At 27.7% G+C, this 18,968-nt stretch carries 13 protein-coding genes, 1 pseudogene and 1 other annotated feature; of the genes and pseudogenes, 13 read left to right on the top strand and 1 reads right to left on the bottom strand.

The window, feature by feature from the left end; translation table 11 throughout:
* The 12 genes and pseudogenes from A500_RS20820 to pyrE all read left to right on the top strand — a co-directional run.
* On the top strand, nucleotides 1-2,099 hold a 2,099-nt coding region (locus A500_RS20820; protein WP_016208498.1), incomplete at its 5' end, for a hypothetical protein.
* A 130-nt stretch (nucleotides 2,100-2,229) separates the two neighbouring features.
* On the top strand, nucleotides 2,230-3,564 hold the full coding sequence (gene miaB, locus A500_RS15435) for a tRNA (N6-isopentenyl adenosine(37)-C2)-methylthiotransferase MiaB (protein WP_040436987.1): 1,335 nt from the start codon (nucleotides 2,230-2,232) through the stop codon (nucleotides 3,562-3,564).
* Nucleotides 3,565-3,854: 290 nt separating this feature from the next.
* Nucleotides 3,855-4,709 carry a TerC/Alx family metal homeostasis membrane protein gene (locus A500_RS15430; protein WP_016208496.1) on the top strand — a complete coding sequence of 285 codons (855 nt, stop codon included), beginning with the start codon at nucleotides 3,855-3,857 and terminating at the stop codon, nucleotides 4,707-4,709.
* An 83-nt stretch (nucleotides 4,710-4,792) separates the two neighbouring features.
* Nucleotides 4,793-5,047, top strand: a binding site (T-box leader).
* A 41-nt stretch (nucleotides 5,048-5,088) separates the two neighbouring features.
* A complete protein-coding gene (locus A500_RS15425) occupies nucleotides 5,089-5,571 on the top strand; it encodes an Lrp/AsnC family transcriptional regulator (RefSeq protein WP_016208495.1) in 483 nt (160 codons plus the stop codon).
* Complete coding sequence (locus A500_RS15420; RefSeq protein WP_016208494.1) at nucleotides 5,568-6,734, top strand: aminotransferase class I/II-fold pyridoxal phosphate-dependent enzyme; 1,167 nt, start codon at nucleotides 5,568-5,570, stop codon at nucleotides 6,732-6,734. Before A500_RS15425 ends, A500_RS15420 begins: the two co-directional genes overlap by 4 nt.
* Nucleotides 6,735-6,941: 207 nt before the next feature.
* Nucleotides 6,942-8,273 (top strand): type I glutamate--ammonia ligase, encoded by a 1,332-nt coding sequence (gene glnA / locus A500_RS15415; RefSeq protein ID WP_016208493.1) that lies wholly within the window; start codon nucleotides 6,942-6,944, stop codon nucleotides 8,271-8,273.
* Between the two features lie 26 nt (nucleotides 8,274-8,299).
* Entirely contained in the window at nucleotides 8,300-8,851 is a 552-nt protein-coding gene (locus A500_RS15410) for an ANTAR domain-containing response regulator (RefSeq protein WP_016208492.1), read from the top strand.
* A 90-nt stretch (nucleotides 8,852-8,941) separates the two neighbouring features.
* Nucleotides 8,942-13,500 (top strand): annotated as a pseudogene (gene gltB / locus A500_RS15405) (glutamate synthase large subunit).
* The gene (locus A500_RS15400) at nucleotides 13,500-14,978 is read left to right on the top strand and encodes a glutamate synthase subunit beta (RefSeq protein WP_016208489.1); all 1,479 of its coding nucleotides are present in this window, start codon (nucleotides 13,500-13,502) and stop codon (nucleotides 14,976-14,978) included. The pseudogene gltB and the gene A500_RS15400 overlap by 1 nt, the downstream one beginning before the upstream one ends.
* Nucleotides 14,979-15,124: 146 nt before the next feature.
* On the top strand, nucleotides 15,125-15,313 hold the full coding sequence (locus A500_RS15395; protein ID WP_016208488.1) for a hypothetical protein: 189 nt from the start codon (nucleotides 15,125-15,127) through the stop codon (nucleotides 15,311-15,313).
* The gene (locus A500_RS15390; RefSeq protein ID WP_016208487.1) at nucleotides 15,286-15,552 is read left to right on the top strand and encodes a hypothetical protein; all 267 of its coding nucleotides are present in this window, start codon (nucleotides 15,286-15,288) and stop codon (nucleotides 15,550-15,552) included. Before A500_RS15395 ends, A500_RS15390 begins: the two co-directional genes overlap by 28 nt.
* A gap of 171 nt (nucleotides 15,553-15,723) precedes the next feature.
* Nucleotides 15,724-16,407: an orotate phosphoribosyltransferase gene (gene pyrE, locus A500_RS15385; RefSeq protein ID WP_016208486.1), complete on the top strand. Its 684-nt coding sequence runs from the start codon at nucleotides 15,724-15,726 to the stop codon at nucleotides 16,405-16,407.
* 172 nt (nucleotides 16,408-16,579) lie between these two features.
* Here the strand turns inward: pyrE and A500_RS15380 are convergent, their stop codons facing one another.
* Complete coding sequence (locus tag A500_RS15380) at nucleotides 16,580-17,560, bottom strand: alpha/beta hydrolase (RefSeq protein WP_016208485.1); 981 nt, start codon at nucleotides 17,558-17,560, stop codon at nucleotides 16,580-16,582.
* 167 nt (nucleotides 17,561-17,727) lie between these two features.
* Here A500_RS15380 and A500_RS15375 point away from each other — a divergent pair, with 167 nt between their 5' ends.
* On the top strand, nucleotides 17,728-18,939 hold the full coding sequence (locus A500_RS15375) for a hypothetical protein (protein ID WP_016208484.1): 1,212 nt from the start codon (nucleotides 17,728-17,730) through the stop codon (nucleotides 18,937-18,939).
* Nucleotides 18,940-18,968: the final 29 nt, after the last annotated feature.

Below are 18,968 nucleotides of genomic sequence, written 5' to 3'. Positions count from 1 at the left end.
GGAATTTAGAAAGTACTAAAAAGATTTATACTAAGTATATAGATAAAATTAAATTTGATGATGATATGAAAGAATATAATATAGAAATAGATAAAAATATGACTGCTGCTGAAGTAGTAAATAAAGAACATTTTATGTTTTCACTTAAAACTACTAACAAAGGACTTGAACCACTTAAATATATATTGGATTTAAAAAGACATCTTAAAGAGGATGAGAAATTTATATATCAAGTAATTATTGAGCCTTTAACTAGTGATTGGTGGCAGAACTATACACAAGCTTATACTAAATTTAAAAATGGTAAAATGCCTAAAAAATTTCAACTTAAATTAAAAGATATATTTAGAATATTTGGAAATGTTACTTTAGATGGAGCACTTGAATTATTATATTGTCTTGAAGAAATTATATTCGGGCCAGATGGCGTTGAAAAAATAGACACAACAGATGATGATGTAAACTTAATTAGAAGAGAAAAAGGGTTGAGAAGGGCAACCCTTGAAAAAGGAAGTGAAAAAGGTTTTGAAACATCTATAAGAGGAATAATGTATTCTAGAAGTGAAAGTAGAAGAAATTTTATAATGGAGCAGTTTTCTAATTGCTTTGGATGTATAGATTTAGATAATACGCTTGAATTAAGATATATTAAGAACACTAAAGAGAACTTAAAAAGAATAGAAAATAGAGAGTTGTTTTGGAGACCTTTAAACGATATGAAAATGATATTAAGCGTATCAGAACTTCAGAACTTACTACAACTCCCACAAATAACACTTCAAAAAGAACTAGGTATGGAAAGATTAGATTTTGCAGAGATAAATATACCTAAGGAGCTGCAGGATGGATATATTCCTATAGGGAATATATATGGCGGCAAAGGTGAAGCTTACTGGAGTAGAATAAAAGATTTGCTATGTTTATCTAAAGCTATTGTAGCTGTAAAGGGAGCAGGAAAGAGTACTTATTTTGAAAAGTATGTATATAATGCATGGAAAGGTGGAGATTGCATTATATACTTTGATTATATAGAAAATAATAAAAATGCATGGGAAGTAGCAAAGCATATTCCTAAAGAAGATGTTAGTATATTAGATCTTAGCAAAGGTTTTACATTTGATTATCCAGAGTTGAATATTGATACAATTCCAAAAGATGAAGAATACGAAAGAACAATAAAAAGATTTGCATCAGATTATTGTATGTTGATAGAGAAGTTCATAAATACAATAAATATAGGTGATGCACAACCACTTACAGCTAACATGAGGAATATATTAATATCAGCCTGTAGTTTAACCTTTTTAGCTGGATATACTGATATGTACTCTATTTATAAAGTGCTTACTAACTATAGATTTAGATATACTGTAATTGAAAAAGTAAAGGAAATGAATATTTATAGAGAAGATGATTTTAGGTTTGAAATTATGAAGTCCCTAGATGAAGTAAAGGTAAGTAAGAATGGAAAAGTAAATGCAGTAGGGACTAATGAAAAAGCGGATAGGGTATTAGATAGATTTAATGCTCTTATGAGAGATAGCAGAACGGAGGAAATGCTTTTAGGAATAGATAGAAATAATGTTAACTTCGTTGATATATTTGAACAAAATAAGGTTGTATTAGTGTTAATGCCAGAAGATTATTTCACCGATTATGAATTAAAGGATATTGTTATGACATATTTTCTAAGTAGAATGAAGCTAGCAGGGCAGAAGAGAGCTGCGTTAATACCAAATAGGGAGAAGAGGAAAGTAGTTCATATAATGCTTGATGAAATACATCAATTAGATAATAGTGCAAGTCTTATGATAAAGAATGTAGCAGAAGACAGAAAATTTAGGACAACCTATGTATTTACATGCCAATTCTTAAAACAGTTCGGAAGGCTATGGGAGCCATTAAAGGGAACTGGATGTAATTTTATGCTACTAGCTGGGTGTGAGAAAGAAAACTTTAATTTACTTAAGGAAGAGATAGGAAATGAATTTAATATAGACGATCTAATAAAAATGCCTGTATGGCATAGTCTTAATATCATAAGAGGACGGGAGAAAACTATAAGTACATTCATTACTAAACTACCTGCATTAATTTAAGAAGTTTGTTTTAATTGACCTACTTTATTTTATGTAATTATTTTGTTATAATACATTAGAATGTATATAAAGGTTAAGGTTGGAGGATGAAGAAATAATGGCTATTGATTTTAAAGAAGAACTTAAAAATATGAATATAGAGAATATGGGAAAACAACACTTCTTTATTCAAACGTACGGTTGTCAGATGAACGAGGAAGACTCAGAAAAATTATCTGGTATGCTAAAAAGGGTTGGATATACTAAAACAGAAGTTTTGGAAGAAGCAGGAATAATTATATATAATACTTGTTGTGTAAGAGAAAATGCTGAAAATAAAGTTTTTGGTAACTTAGGTGAGTTAAAACATTTAAAAAAGAAAAATCCTGATTTAATAATTGCAGTATGTGGATGTATGATGCAACAAGAAGGTATGGCAGATAAAATTTTAAAGAAATTTCCACATGTTAACATAATATTTGGAACGCATAACGCGTATAAATTTCCAGAATACTTAAATAGAGTTAGAACAGAAGGAGTTCAGGTTAAAGAAATATTTAATAAGGAAACAGATATTGTAGAAGGAGTACCGATAGATAGACAAAGTGATGTAAAGGCTTTTGTTACTATAATGTATGGATGTAATAATTTCTGTACATACTGTGTAGTTCCATATGTAAGAGGCAGAGAAAGAAGTAGAAAATCAGATGATATTATAAATGAAATAAAGGATTTAGTAGGAAAAGGCTATAAGGAAATAACGCTTTTAGGGCAAAATGTTAACTCTTATGGAAAAGAATTAGAGGAAAATATAGATTTTGCTAAGCTTCTAAGAAAAATAAATGAAGTTGATGGTATAGAAAGAGTAAGATTTATGACATCTCATCCAAAAGATTTAAATAAGGATGTTATTTTAGCAATAAAGGAATGTGATAAGTTATGTGAACAAATTCATCTTCCTGTTCAAAGTGGATCTGATAAAATACTTAAGAAGATGAACAGACATTATACTAAAGAATACTATTTAGAGTTAGTAGATATGATAAAGAAGGAAATTCCAGATGTATCATTAACAACAGATATTATAGTTGGTTTCCCAGGAGAAACTGAAGAAGATTTCTTAGAAACCTTAGATTTAGTGGAAAGAGTTGGATATGATTCTGCATTTACTTTCATATATTCAAGAAGAAACAATACCCCTGCTGATATGATGTTGAATCAAGTTCCTGATGCTGATAAACACCATAGATTTGATAGACTTATTAAAGCTGTAAATGATGGTGTTATAAGAAGTAATAAGGTATATGAAGGAAAAGTTGTAGAAGTATTAGTAGAAGGTCCGAGTAAGAATGATGAAACTAAATTAACTGGAAGAACAAGAAATGGAAAATTAGTTAATTTTGTTGGAGAGAATATAAAAGCTGGAGACTTAGTAAATGTTAAGATAGTAAGAGCTCAACCATTTTCTCTTATTGGTGAAGTATAATAATTATATTTAGGTGCTATCATATGGTAGCTCCTTTTTTACTTTATAGGAAATTATATCTTAAAAATCTTTAGATAAGTCATTTATGGGATATAAGTTGTTAAAGTTATTCCTATAGAGTAAAAAAATAGAATAAAGTGAACAGACGAGATTTTCCTCAGGCAAACTTTGGAAATGCACATGAACAAAAAAATCGACGGTTCGGTAAGCTCGCTTTGACGACTTTTTTATCTATATTGAAATAAATTAAATTTAATTTTCATATAATACCAAGAATAATCTTTTAGGAAGTGTATTTATATGAGGGTAAAAAATCTTTTTTTAATTTAATATTTTGGATAGGACTAGCTATAATATTTAATATATACATATATCTCTCATTTGGACTAAAACCAGCTGTTGAATTTTTAGGTGGATATATAATTGAAATGTCTCTTAGCTTAGATAATTTATTTTTGTTCCTAATGGTATTTTCGACTTTTAAAATACCATTAGAGTTTCAACAACGAGTTTTAAAATATGGAATATTAGGAGCAATGGTATTAAGACTTATATTTATAATATTAGGTATAGAAATTATAAATAAATTCCATTTTATAATATATATATTTGGAATTATATTAATATTTAGTGGTGCTAAAATGATGTTTCATAGCGATAATAATATTGATTTTAGTAAAAATCCGATTATTAGAGTTTTCCAAAAGGTTATACCTATTCATGATAAATTAGAAGGGCATAAATTCTTTGTAAAAATAAATAAACGGCTTTATGCTACACCATTGTTTATAATTTTAATAATAATAGAAAGTTCAGACGTATTGTTTGCTTTAGATTCTATTCCTGCAATTTTTTCTATAACTCAAAATCCGCTTATAGTATATACTTCAAATATATTTGCTATTATTTGTTTAAGGAGTATGTATTATATACTTAATAGATTAAATGGAATGTTCAAATTTATGAAATATGGAGTAGCATTAATACTAATGTTTACAGGTTTAAAGCTCCTAATTTTATATTTTAATATTGAAATTTCTGTATCAATTTCAATATTATTAATACTAGTTATTTTACTGTTTAGTATTTTGTTTTCTCTTATTTTTTCAAATGATGAAGGAAACAAAAATTTAAGAATCAGATAATAATAAAAATAATTTACTTTTTATATAAAAAACCTATTGAAGTTTTGTTACTTTGTTATTATAATAATAAAAAATAGAATATTTAAAAGATAATGATAAGGAAGAGTATTTTAACTAAGCATTAAAGAGAGCTATATTTAGGTGGAAAATTAGTATGATATGTTAAATGAAGCAGCCTTTGAATCTCGTATTGAAAAATAAGAATGTAAATTCTTAATTAGATATTGACGTTTTCTCATGTTATAGAGAATTGAATATTGTATATATTCAAGCTGAGTGAGTAAATTAAATTTTACTTATTAGGGTGGTACCGCGAAACAGTGTCCTTCGTCCCTTTGTGTGGATGAAGGACTTATTTTTTTATATGGAGGTATTTAAAATGGATGAGATCTTAGAAGTATTGGAAAAAAACAGTAGGTACAGTGATGAAGAAATTGCATTAATGACAGGAAAAACAATAGAGGAAGTAAGAGAAGCCATAAGGGACTATGAAGAAAAAAGCATAATAGCAGGATATACGGCTCTTATCAATTGGGAAAATACAGGTAAGGAAACAGTTACAGCCTTAATAGAAGTTAAGATAACCCCTCAAAGAGGTGCTGGATTTGATAAAGTTGCAGAAAGAATATATAAATTTAAGCAAGTTAAAGCATGTTATTTAATGTCTTCAGGTGGATTTGATTTAACTGTAATTGTAGAAGGGAAAACAATGAAAGAGGTAGCTTTATTTGTATCTGAAAAGCTTGCAGTTCAAGAATATGTAACAGGTACTGCTACACACTTTGTACTAAAGAAATATAAAGATCATGGAACTATATTTAAGGAAAGAAAAACTGAAGATAGGGAGGCTATTTTTATATGATTTTAGAAGATATGATATTAGACAATGTTAGGAATATGCCGCCATCAGGTATAAGAAAATATTTTGATTTAATCAATGAAATGGATGATGTTATATCCTTAGGTGTTGGAGAACCTGATTTTGTTACTCCATGGAATGTTATAGAAGCAGGTATTTATTCATTAGAAAAAGGACAAACTCATTACTCCTCTAATGCTGGTTTTATTGAATTAAGAGAAGAAATATCAAAATATTTAAATAGAAGGTTTAACCTAAACTATGATTCATCTAGCGAAATATTAGTAACTGTTGGTGGAAGTGAAGGAATAGATTTAGCATTAAGAGCCCTTGTAGGACCTGGAGATGAGGTTATAATTCCAGAGCCTAGTTTTGTGGCATATAAAGGATGTGCAACATTTTGTGGTGCTACACCTAAAATAATTAATTTAAGAGCTGAGGATGAGTTTAAATTAACAGCTAAACTTTTAGAAGAAGCTATAACCCCTAAAACAAAAGTTGTAATAATTCCATTTCCTAATAATCCAACTGGAGCTATTATGACAAAAGACGAGTTAAAAGATATAGTTGATGTGTTAAAAGATAGAGAAATAATAATTTTATCTGATGAAATTTATGCTGAATTGTCTTATGATAAAGATCATTTTTCAATTGCTAGTTTTAGTGAAGTAAGAGATAAAACATTAGTTATAAATGGATTTTCTAAGGCTTATGCAATGACTGGTTGGAGATTAGGCTATGTTTGTGGAAATAAAATATTAATAGAGGCCTTAAAAAAGATACATCAGTATGCAATAATGTGTTCACCAACAACTGCTCAATATGCAGCTATAGAAGCGCTGAAAAATGGTGATGATAGTGTTAAAGAAATGTCTAGAGAATATAATAGAAGAAGACGTATCCTTGTTGAAGGGTTTAGAGAAATGGGATTAGATTGTTTTGAGCCAATGGGGGCATTATATGTCTTTCCTTGCATAAAATCAACAAGAATGAGTTCAGATGAATTTTGTGAGAAATTATTAATGGAAGAGAAGGTTCTAGCGGTTCCAGGTAATGCTTTTGGCGAATGTGGAGAAGGATATATAAGAGCATGTTACGCTTCTTCTACCGAAGATTTGATTGAAGCAGTAAAGAGAATAAAAAGATTTGTTAATAAACTTTCTTAGTTTATTTTACGATTATAATAGATATTCTAAACAAATAATATAAAATATATAGAAATAATGAAGTTTATTAAAAAAAATTTTAAAAAAATAGTTGCAAAATAAATAAAATAATAATATAATGGTAAAAAATAACTTGAACAACGGCGTTCAATAGAAAGCTTTCTATTGTTCGCCTTTTTTTATAAAAAATTTAAGGGGGAGTACTTTATGCCAAAATATTCAAGAGAAGATATTAAAAAATTAGTAGAAGAAAATGGGGTTAAATTTATTAGATTACAATTTACTGATATTTTTGGAGCATTAAAAAATGTTGCAATAACAGATAGACAATTAGAAAAAGCTTTAGATAATCAAATAATGTTTGACGGTTCATCTATATCTGGCTTTGTTAGAATAGAAGAATCAGATATGTATTTAAGACCAAACTTAGATAGCTTTGTAATTTTTCCATGGAGACCGCAACAAGGTAAAGTTGCACGTTTAATATGTGATGTATATAGACCTGATGGAACACCATTTGAAGGAGATCCAAGAAATGTTTTAAAAAATGTTTTGAAAGAAGCAGAGGCTTTAGGATATTCAATGAATGTTGGACCTGAATGTGAGTTTTTCTTATTAGATACGGATGAGTATGGAAATCCTAAACTAAAAACTCAAGATGATGCAGGATACTTTGATTTAAGTCCTTTAGATGCTGGAGAAAATGTTAGAAGAGATATTAGCTTAGTTTTAGAAGATATGGGCTTTGAAATAGAAGCTTCACATCATGAAGTTGCAGCAGGACAAAATGAAATAGATTTTAAGTATGAAAATGCTTTAACAACTGCTGATAATATAATGACATTTAAGTTGGTTGTTAAATCAATAGCTCAAAGACATGGGTTACATGCTACATTTATGCCTAAGCCTTTCTTTGGTATAAATGGTTCAGGAATGCATATAAATATGTCATTAAACAAAGATGGGAAAAATGCTTTTGTGGATGAAAATGATGAATTAGGATTAAGTAGAACAGCTTATAGTTTTATAGCCGGTTTAATTAAGAATATTAAGGGGATATCAGCAATAACTAATCCACTAGTTAATTCATATAAGAGACTAGTTCCAGGATATGAAGCTCCAGTTTATATAGCTTGGTCTGCAAAAAACAGAAGTCCTTTAATAAGGGTTCCTGCTTCAAGAGGAAATGGTACTAGAATTGAACTTAGATGTCCAGATCCAAGTGCAAATCCTTACTTAGTTCTAGCATGTCTTTTAGCCGCTGGACTTGATGGTATTAAGAATAACTTAGTTCCACCTACAAGAATAGAAAAAAATATATTTAAAATGACAGCAGAAGAAAGGGAATTAGAAAGTATTGATAACTTACCAGGCAGCTTAGAAGAAGCTATTAAATATATGGAAGAGAGTGAATTAGTAAAGAAAACACTAGGAGAGCATACTTTCAACAATTATATAAAAGCAAAAAAAGTTGAATGGGATGATTATAGAAGTAAAGTTCATATGTGGGAGCTAGATAACTATTTAAAACAATATTAATTTTTACTTGTAAGGGAGCAATGTAAATGGCAATAGATGTTATAGTTGCACTAAATAATGAAGACATAGGACAAAAAATCAAAGCTGTTTTAATGGGAAGTGGCTATAATGTTTTAACTGTATGCACTTATGGAAATGAACTTATACGTGCTATAAGACAACTATCACCTTCTATAGTTATTAGTGGTTACAAATTTAAGGATATGAATTTAATAGATATATATAATAATATTGGAGAAATGTGTAGTTTTCTTGCAGTAGTAAATGAGCCATATAAGTCTTTTGTTCAAGAAGAAACAGATATATTTTGTATATCTAGTCCCATAAATAATTCTATATTAATAAATTCATTAGATATGATTTATCAAAGTGAGCGAAAAGTAAGAAAACTAAAAGAAAAGGTAGATGTACTAGAGACAAAAATTAAAGAAAGAAAAGTCATTGAAAAAGCAAAAGGTTTACTTATGCAACAAAAAGGATTAACTGAAAATGAAGCATTTCGATATATCCAAAAATGTAGTATGGATCTAGGCTTAAAAATGGTTGATTTTTCAAACAAAATTTTATCAGATAAATAACTAAGTTTTATACTAATCTATTTAATTAAATTAATAGGATTAGTATAAAACTCTATTTGTCTATAAGAAAATATTGAAAGGAGGATAAAAATGCATAAAGATATAGGACTATATAGAAGTTCATTTGAACATGATGCATGCGGAATAGGTGCAGTTGTAAATATTGACGGAAAAAAACTCATAAGGCTGTAGAAGATGCGTTAAATATTTTAATTAATTTAGAACATAGGGGTGGAACAGGAGCAGATGGGAAGACTGGGGATGGATCAGGTATACTATTCCAAATACCCCACAGATTTTTTAAAGAAGAACTCCAGAGATTAGGTGTTATATTACCAAAAGAAGAAGAATATGCAGTTGGAATGTTCTTTTTACCAATAGATGAGTTTGATAGAGAAAATTGTATAAGAATTTTTGAAAAACTATGTGTAGAAGAAGGACTTAAGATTTTAGCTTGGAGAGAGGTTCCAATAAATCCAGCAGAATTAGGAAGTTTTGCTATTTCATCAATGCCATGTTTTAAGCAGGTTATAATTGAGAGGCCTTCTGAAATTAAAGACTTTAAAGAATTTGAAAGAAGATTATATATATTAAGAAGAAGATTCGAAAAAGAGCTAGTTACTGAGAATGCTTATATTTCATCACTTTCATGTAAAACAATTGTTTATAAAGGATTACTTCTATCAGGACAACTTAAAAACTTTTATAAAGATTTAACAAATGCAAAAGTAGAGTCTTCAATAGCAATGGTGCATTCAAGATATAGTACGAATACTGTTCCTAGTTGGAAAAGAGCTCATCCTAATAGATATATAATTCATAATGGTGAAATTAACACTCTTAGAGGTAACATAAATAGTTTATTTGCAAGAGAAGGTAATTTAAAATCAAAGGTATTTGGTGAAAATTTAAAAAAAGTATTACCTATAATAAATACTGAAGGATCAGACTCTGCAATATTAGATAATACACTAGAATTTTTAATTATGAATGGAAGAAATATTGAAGAAGCAATAATGATGCTTGTTCCTGAGCCATGGGATAAAAATGAATCTATATCTAATGCTGAAAGAGCATTTTTTGAATATAATGCAACTTTAATGGAACCATGGGATGGACCAGCAGCTATAGTATTTACTGATGGAGATGTGATGGGAGCAACCCTAGATAGAAATGGATTAAGACCTGCTAGATATTATGTAACTAAAGATAATAATTTAATATTATCATCTGAAGTTGGTGCTCTTGATATCAAAAATGAAGAAATAGTATCTAAAGGAAGATTAACTCCAGGAAAAATACTTTTAGTTGATACTAAAAACAAGAAATTTATAGATGATTCTGAATTAAAAGAAAAATATTACTCAAGATTACCTTATTTAAAATGGATAGAAAATAACATTTTAACCTTAGATAAAATAAAAACATCTTCAGATGATACTATAAACATCTCTGATGATACTATAAACATCTCTGATGATGAAAGAAATATAATGATGAAAGCATTTGGCTATAGTTATGATGATTTGAAAAATACAATTCTTCCAATGAGTGAAACTGGACAAGAACCATTATCTTCAATGGGAGTTGATACACCACTTGCTGTTTTATCAGATACACCACAATTACTATTTAATTACTTTAAGCAATTATTTGCTCAGGTAACAAATCCGCCTATAGATGCAATAAGAGAGGAAATTATTACATCAACTACAGTTTATGTAGGATCACAAGGAAATATATTAGAGGATTCAGAAAATAACTGTAAGCAAATAAAGCTATCTTCACCAATTCTATCAAATGAGGATTTATCAAAGATAAAGAATATAGATAGTGAAAACTTTAAAACTAAAACAATAAGTATTTTATATGGCAGAGAAAATGGAGAATATGATTTAGAAAAGGCTCTTAAAAACTTATCAATAGAAGTTGAAAAAGGATGTAATGAAGATTATAATATTTTAATTTTAACAGACAGAGGAGTAAATAATAAGTTAATACCTATACCTTCATTATTGGCTCTTTCTTCAGTTCATCATTATCTTATTAGAAGGGGACTTAGAAGCAAAATAGATATAATAATTGAAAGTGCTGAACCTAGAGAAGTTCATCATTTTGCAACACTTATATCCTTTGGAGCATCTGCTATAAATCCATACTTAGCTTATGAATGTATAAAGCAATTAAAAGAAGATAGCTTGTTAAATGAAGATTACGATGTAGCTATAAAAAAATATAATAAGTCTGTACTAAAGGGACTAGTAAAAATAATTTCAAAAATGGGTATATCAACGATTCAATCATATAGAGGTGCTCAAATACTTGAAGCTGTAGGTATAAATAATGAAGTTATTAATAAATACTTTACAAATACAGTTAGTAGAATAGGTGGTATTTCCTTAAAAGAAATACAAGAAGAGGTATTAATTAGACATAATAATGCATTTAAAAAGAGCAGTATAAACTTTGAATTCACTTTAGATTCAATAGGAAAAGATAAATTAAGATCTGGAAAAGAAGAACATTTGTATAATCCATTGACAATTCATAAATTACAAGAAGCTACGAAAACAGGGAGCTATAGCCTTTTTAAAGAATATTCAAATTTACTAAATAACGATGAAAGTTTTATAACTTTAAGAAGTTTAATGGATTTTAAATTCTTAAATAATCCAATACCATTAAATGAGGTTGAACCAGTTGAATCTATTGTAAAAAGATTTAAAACAGGAGCTATGTCATATGGTTCAATTTCTAAAGAAGCTCATGAAGCTTTAGCTATAGCTATGAACAGAATCGGTGGTAGATCTAACACTGGTGAAGGTGGAGAAGATAGCAATAGATTTGTGGCTGATGAAAATGGAGATTTAAGAAGATCCTCAATAAAACAAATTGCTTCTGGTAGATTCGGAGTTACATCTGAATATTTAGTTAATGCAGATGAACTACAAATAAAGATGGCTCAAGGGGCAAAACCAGGTGAAGGTGGACAATTACCAGGTAATAAAGTATATCCTTGGATAGCTAAAACAAGAGGTGCAACTACAGGAGTTGGACTTATATCTCCACCACCACATCATGATATATATTCAATAGAAGATTTAGCTCAACTTATATACGATTTAAAACAGGCTAATCATAAAGCTGATGTTTCAGTAAAGCTTGTTTCAGAAGCAGGAGTAGGAACAGTAGCAACTGGTGTCGCAAAGGCTGGAGCTTCTTTAATTTTAATTTCAGGACATGATGGTGGTACAGGAGCTTCTCCTAAGACGTCAATTCAGAATGCTGGATTACCATGGGAACTTGGACTTGCAGAAACTCATCAAACATTAATTTTAAATGGTTTAAGAGATAGAGTTAGATTAGAAACAGATGGTAAGCTTATGACAGGTAGAGATGTAGCAATAGCAGCACTACTTGGAGCTGAAGAATTTGGATTTGCAACAGCTCCTCTTATATCCTTAGGATGTGCTATGATGAGAGTTTGTAATTTAGATACTTGCCCTGTTGGAATAGCAACTCAAAATAAGGAACTAAGAAAAAGATTTAGTGGTAAACCTGAATATGTAATTAACTTTATGTATTTTATTGCAGAAGAGTTAAGAGAATATATGTCTAAATTAGGCTTTAGAACTGTTGAAGAAATGGTAGGACGTTTTGATAGATTAAAACAAAAAGAAAACATTAAAGGCTTTAAACGTAGCAAAATAAACTTATCATCAGTTTTTATTGAAGATAAAAGATTCTTTACAGCAAATAAATTTAATAAAAATTATAGCTCACCAAGCATTAACACTCTAGATAAAGACTTATTAATTCCTATTGTTAATAAGAATTTTCATGGAAAAACGCCTATAAATATAGATATAGATATAATGAATACTGATAGAACACTTGGAACACTACTTGGTTCTGAAATAACTAGAAAATATGGATACAATACTTTAAATGATGATTCAATAATATTAAACTGTACTGGTGCTGGCGGACAAAGTATAGGAGCTTTCGTACCTAAGGGGGTTACAATAAAGGTTACTGGAGATTGTAATGATTATTTAGGTAAGGGATTATCTGGAGGTAAAATAATAGTTAAGAATCCTAAGGATTGTGATTTAAAACCTGAAGAAAATATAATAATTGGTAACGTAGCATTATATGGTGCTACATCTGGAAAAATCTTTATAAATGGTGTTGCTGGAGAAAGATTCTGTGTTAGAAATTCTGGAGCAACAGCTGTTGTTGAAGGTGTTGGAGCACATGGTTGTGAATATATGACAGGTGGAGTTGTAGTTTTACTTGGTGAATGTGGAATAAACTTTGCAGCTGGTATGAGTGGTGGAATTGCATATGTATACAATAAAAAAGAGCAATTTAACAATAATTTAAATAAAGAAATGGTTCAAATAGAAAATTTAGATTCTAATGATTTAGAAAATCTTAAAGCTTTAATAGAAGAACATGTTGAAGCTACAGAATCTGACCTTGGAAGAAGATTATTAGATAATTGGACTGATGAAAGTAAACATTTTGTTAAAGTAGTTCCAAATGATTATAAAAAAATAATTACTTTAATCGACAAAAAGAAGGCTGAAGGTTTAAACAATGAGGATGCTTTACTTGCAGCATTTTATGAAAGGAGTGCTATATAATGGGAAAACCAACTGGATTTTTAGAATTTGAAAGAAAAGTAGGAATAAATACTCCTGCCAAAGAAAGAATAACTCATTATAATGAGTTTCACAATTTACTTTCAGAAGATGAACAAGTAAAACAAGGTGCAAGATGTATGGATTGTGGTGTGCCATTTTGCCAATCAGGTATTCTTATAAATGGAATGGCATCAGGATGTCCATTAAATAATTTAATACCAGAGTTTAATGATTTAATATATAGAGAAAATTGGGACTTAGCCTTAAAAAGACTTTTAAAAACAAATCCTTTTCCAGAATTCACAGGTAGAGTCTGTCCAGCTCCTTGTGAATCAGCCTGTACAGTATCAATTAATTCTCCAGCTGTAAGCATAAAGGAAAATGAAAGATATATAATAGAGAAAGCTTTTAATGATAAAAAAATTGTAGCAACTCCTCCTAAATATAGAAATAACAAGAAGGTTGCAGTAATAGGTTCTGGACCAGCTGGACTTGCAAGCAGTTATCTTTTAAATAAGCTTGGATATTCTGTAGAGGTATATGAAAGAGAAGACAGAATTGGTGGACTTTTAATGTATGGAATTCCTAATATGAAGCTAGATAAAGATGTAGTAAACAGAAGAGTTAATTTAATGGAAGAAGAGGGAATTAAATTTTTCACTAAATCTGATATATGTAAAGATAATGAATTAAAGGAAAAAGTATTAGAAGATTATGAAGCTATTGTTTTAGCAACTGGAGCTACAAAACCTAGAGATCTAAATGTTAGAGGCAGAAATTTAAAGGGAATAGAATTTGCAGTAAACTATTTAAAAGAAAATACAAGACAATTATTAGATAATTGTAATAAAAGTAGTAACTTTATTTCATGTAAAGATAAAAATGTATTAATAATCGGTGGCGGAGATACTGGTACTGACTGTGTAGCAACATCTATTAGACAAGGGTGTAAATCTGTAATTCAATTAGAAATAACTAATCCTCTTCCAAAGGAAAGACTTTCTAATAATCCATGGCCACAATGGAGTAGAACATTAAAGGTAGATTATGGACAAGAAGAAGCAATAGAAGTATTAGGATATGAGCCTAGAAGATATTGTACTAGTGTAAAAGAGTTTATTGGTGATGAAGAAGGTAATGTAAAGTCTGCTATTACTGTAAAAGTTGAATGGATTAAAGATGAAAATGGTAGAGTGTCATTTAGAGAAATACCTAATAGTGAAGAAATACTTGAAGTAGATGTAGTATTACTAGCAATGGGCTTTTTAGGAACTGAAAAATATATAAGTAATAGTTTTGGTGTAGATTTAGATAATAGAGGTAATATTAAAGCAGAATATAAAAATTTTATAACTAATAAAGAAAAAATATTTGTATGTGGTGATGCTAGGAGAGGGCAATCTTTAGTTGTATGGGCAATTAGAGAAGGATTAGAAGCTGCATTGTCTGTAGATAAGTATTTACAACTAAAAGATTAATTGTCTTTGCTTGCTTATTTTAGTATTTACAATTAATAATATTCATAATTTTAAAATTAGTTTATTATAGTAAAAATTTCTTTATTTAAAATTTAAAATTATTCACATACTAATAATGTGAATATCTAAAAAAGGAGGTACAAAAGATGATTAAAAAATTATCTACATTTTTTATTTTAGCAGCGACCCTAATAAACTTTTCGAAATTTAATATCGTACAAGCTGATGATGTAAAAAATAAAGGCAATGCTTTTAGAGTTTCAAATAATATAAGTATTGCCTTAAATAAAGACAAATTTGATGACTTTTGGACTCCAAAAATGAAGGCTATCTAGATGCATCACAAAAAGAAAAACTAAATATTCTAAGAGAAAAAATTAATAATGGTGAGACATTAAATATTTCTGAAAAAAATGAACTAAAAAATATGAAAGCAGAAATAATAAAACTTAAATTAGGTGATGCAAAATTTCAAGAATTACAAAAGCTTATTGAAAAAAGAGAAGGTGCTACTGAACTTACATTACCAGAAAGACAAAGATTATATGAATTAAATAAAGAAGCTAGAGGATAAAATTTGATATTCACAATTTAAAGGAGAAAAGCATTAAATTTTTATTTAATGCTTTTTTCTTTCAAAACATTAGTATTTTATATAAAATAATGATAAAATTATAAATAACTTATACGTATAATATTAAATTTTTTATATTTAATATTTGTTTATTAGAAAGGAATTGGTAATATGGAAAGATATAAGGAAGAATTTATTGAATTTATGATTGAAAGTAATGTATTGAAATTTGGAGATTTTTTAACTAAAAGTGGTAGAAAAACTCCATTTTTTATAAATACAGGTAATTACACTACAGGAATACAATTAAAAAAATTAGGAGAATTTTATGCTAAGACTATATATGAACATTTTAAGGAAGATTTAGATGTATTATTTGGACCTGCATATAAAGGGATTCCGTTAACAGTAACCACAGCAATTTCTTTAAATGAATTATATAATATCAATGTAAATTATTGTTCAAACAGAAAAGAAATTAAAGATCATGGTGAAGGTGGAATACTTTTAGGAGGCTCTATTAAAGATGATACGAGGATTGTAATAGTTGAGGATGTTATGACTGCTGGTACATCTATACATGAAACAGTACCAATTTTAAAAGCACAAGGAAATGTAGATATACGAGGACTTATTATATCAGTAGATAGAATGGAAAAAGGGAAATCTGAAAAATCTGCTCAAGAAGAAATAAAAGAGATATTTGGTATAAGTACATATTCTATAGTTACAATGAAGGAAATTGTAACTTATTTATATAATAGAGAAATAAATGGCAAAGTATATATAGATGATAATATGAAGAAAACTATAGATGAATACTACACTAAATATGGAGTTACTTATAATATATAAAAAAAATATATTTTATAGTTTTGATATTTTTATTGTTACTAAGATTATAAATGATTTTTTAGAATATAATTTAATATAAAATAAAGTTAAATTCCAGTTAATAGATATTTGATCTTTGATATTTGATCTTTGATATTTAAATCAGAATATTTATTAACTGGTTATTTATTTTTTATAATGAGGTATTAGAAGAAAGAAATTTTAATGTTTCAAATATTAATGCTGCAATTTCTTTATTATCAAAACCGTAAAAATTATGCCCTCCAGAACTTAAGGTAAGTAACTTAGAACTTATTTTTAATTGTTGAAGTTTAGAGTATAAATCTAATGAATTTTTATAAGGCACTAATTCATCATTTTTACTATGTATTATTAAAGTACTTGGAGAGTTTTCATTTACATAATTAATAGGACTATAAGCTTCCTTAAAAAAGGGGGTTTCTTTTAACTTTTCAATACCTTCTTTATAAGTATCTTCTACTAATGAAAAATCTAAAGTAGATAACTCGGTTGGACCAAAAACATCAATAACATATTTAACATTTGAAGGATACTTTGCTAGATCTTCATCTCCCATAAAATCATCTTCCTCTGAATAAGCCGCAAGTAAAGATAAATGAGCTCCTGAAGATATTCCAAGCAATCCAATTTCATTAGTATTAAAATTGTATTCTTCTTTATTTTTATAAACCCACCTTATTGCATCTTTTACATCACTTATTGGATTAGATATAGGAGTATCTTCTTTTAATAGTTGATAAGATAAACTTATTATAGTAAACCCCCTTTTATTGAATGCATTTACTATAGGGTCCAAGCCTATAGGTATTCCATTATCTCCATATATCCAACTTCCTCCATGGACATATATAATAACAGGTGAGGATTCATTTGTTTTAGTAGGTTTATATATGTCTAAAAATACTTCGTTAGAGGTACTTTCCTTATACTTCAAATTCATTACATCCATAGATGTAGATGCATAATAGTCTGTTAATTCACCTAGTGTAGCAATACTCTTATCTGAATTTTTTAATTCTTTAATAATATCATATGTCAATATAAGTGCACCTTTGAAGTGAAACACAATAATTATAATAGTTACAAAAGATGTTGCAAAAAATGTTACTATGTATTTATAAATTTTCTTCAAAAGATCAACTCCTTAATTTTAAGCTATTAGTTATTATAGACAATAAAGTAAAATTATAAATTAAAACTTATTATAATTTTTAATTTTTATGAATATATTGTATTAAAACTATTAACTTTAAATTAAATGGGGAGGAGTTGCTTTAGATTAGCAACGAAATTTAATATATGGTAAATGATTTTGATAAAGAAAAAAATGTTTTAGACTTATATAATTTTAGCTATATATCTGAATTGATTTTGAAATATTCATATGAATATGAACATTTAATAATTACTGAGCATAGTTATGAATGTTTATTGGATATATTTAACTATCTTTTATCTGATTTTTTGTTTAATAAAAAACAAATATTAGTTTTATCAAACACTTATATTAATGAAATTAAAGAAAGTGAAATTATAACATCCTTAGGAAGTAGAGTTATTCAATTTAAAGAAAATATTGATATTGATGCTTGTGTAAAAGAACAAATATTAAGTTTACCACAGTTAACAGGCAAAACACTTATAAGTAAAGTAAATTTACTATCAAGAAATATTGATAAAAATGTGAATCTTATAAGATCTATATTAAGCTTTTTTACTGATCAAAGTGAGAAATCACTATCTATATTAGACAAATATACTATAACTAATAATTGTTTAAGCAAATATGACTATCTTTTTAAGTATTATAAGATTTTTAGAATAAAGAAGCCCCTTGAAAAATATAGCTATAGTGAAATTTATAGTACTGTAAATAAACTTATAAACTCTGATGTAATAAAAAGGTATATAAGATATAGAAGATTTACTAACAATAATATGATAAAAATTCTAAAAGATAAAATTAATTATAATGAATTAGATTTAATAATTAGTAAAATAGATGAGTTAGTAAAAGATGCTGAGTTTAAAATTTCTTTTATTGAATCTCAATATACTTCGGATTTTATAGAAACATTTTCTATTAATCCTGATATGAAGTATAACGATATAAATAATTTAGTTAATATAGTAAACTTTAAATATAATTATCATTTGCTTACTCAAAAAAAGAAAAATAAATTCTTTGGTTTATTTAAGAATAAAAAGAACCTAATAGATCAAGAAAACAACCTTACTAATTTTGTTAATTTTGAAAATCAAATAAAAAATGAATATTTAATTAATCTTGAGAATTTAAATTTTCATCTTAATAAATTAAAATTTTTAAAGGACATTTTAAAAAAGGAAGCTTATAATGAGTTATTTAATAAGCTTATTAAAGGTGAAGATTTAAAAGAGATTTTAGTTTTATATAAGAAAATAATTAATCTATGCTATGGAATTAAAGATATAAAAAAGGAAATTGAATCTTTAAATCCTATAGAAAGTGAAATATTAAACTATTGTTAATGATAATATAGAAGATAAAAATAATATTA

This window comes from Clostridium sartagoforme AAU1 (assembly GCF_000401215.1).
Lineage (GTDB): Bacteria > Bacillota > Clostridia > Clostridiales > Clostridiaceae > Clostridium > Clostridium sartagoforme.
This window is presented reverse-complemented; position numbering and strand designations above follow the sequence as displayed.

Coding starts and splice junctions, on each gene's coding strand:
- A500_RS15410 (WP_016208492.1), top strand. CDS start 8,300: ATGGCAATAGATGTTATAGTTGCACTAAATAATGAAGACATAGGACAA.
- A500_RS15395 (WP_016208488.1), top strand. CDS start 15,125: ATGATTAAAAAATTATCTACATTTTTTATTTTAGCAGCGACCCTAATA.
- A500_RS15420 (WP_016208494.1), top strand. CDS start 5,568: ATGATTTTAGAAGATATGATATTAGACAATGTTAGGAATATGCCGCCA.
- miaB (WP_040436987.1), top strand. CDS start 2,230: ATGAATATAGAGAATATGGGAAAACAACACTTCTTTATTCAAACGTAC.
- glnA (WP_016208493.1), top strand. CDS start 6,942: ATGCCAAAATATTCAAGAGAAGATATTAAAAAATTAGTAGAAGAAAAT.
- A500_RS15400 (WP_016208489.1), top strand. CDS start 13,500: ATGGGAAAACCAACTGGATTTTTAGAATTTGAAAGAAAAGTAGGAATA.
- A500_RS15375 (WP_016208484.1), top strand. CDS start 17,728: ATGGTAAATGATTTTGATAAAGAAAAAAATGTTTTAGACTTATATAAT.
- pyrE (WP_016208486.1), top strand. CDS start 15,724: ATGGAAAGATATAAGGAAGAATTTATTGAATTTATGATTGAAAGTAAT.
- A500_RS15425 (WP_016208495.1), top strand. CDS start 5,089: ATGGATGAGATCTTAGAAGTATTGGAAAAAAACAGTAGGTACAGTGAT.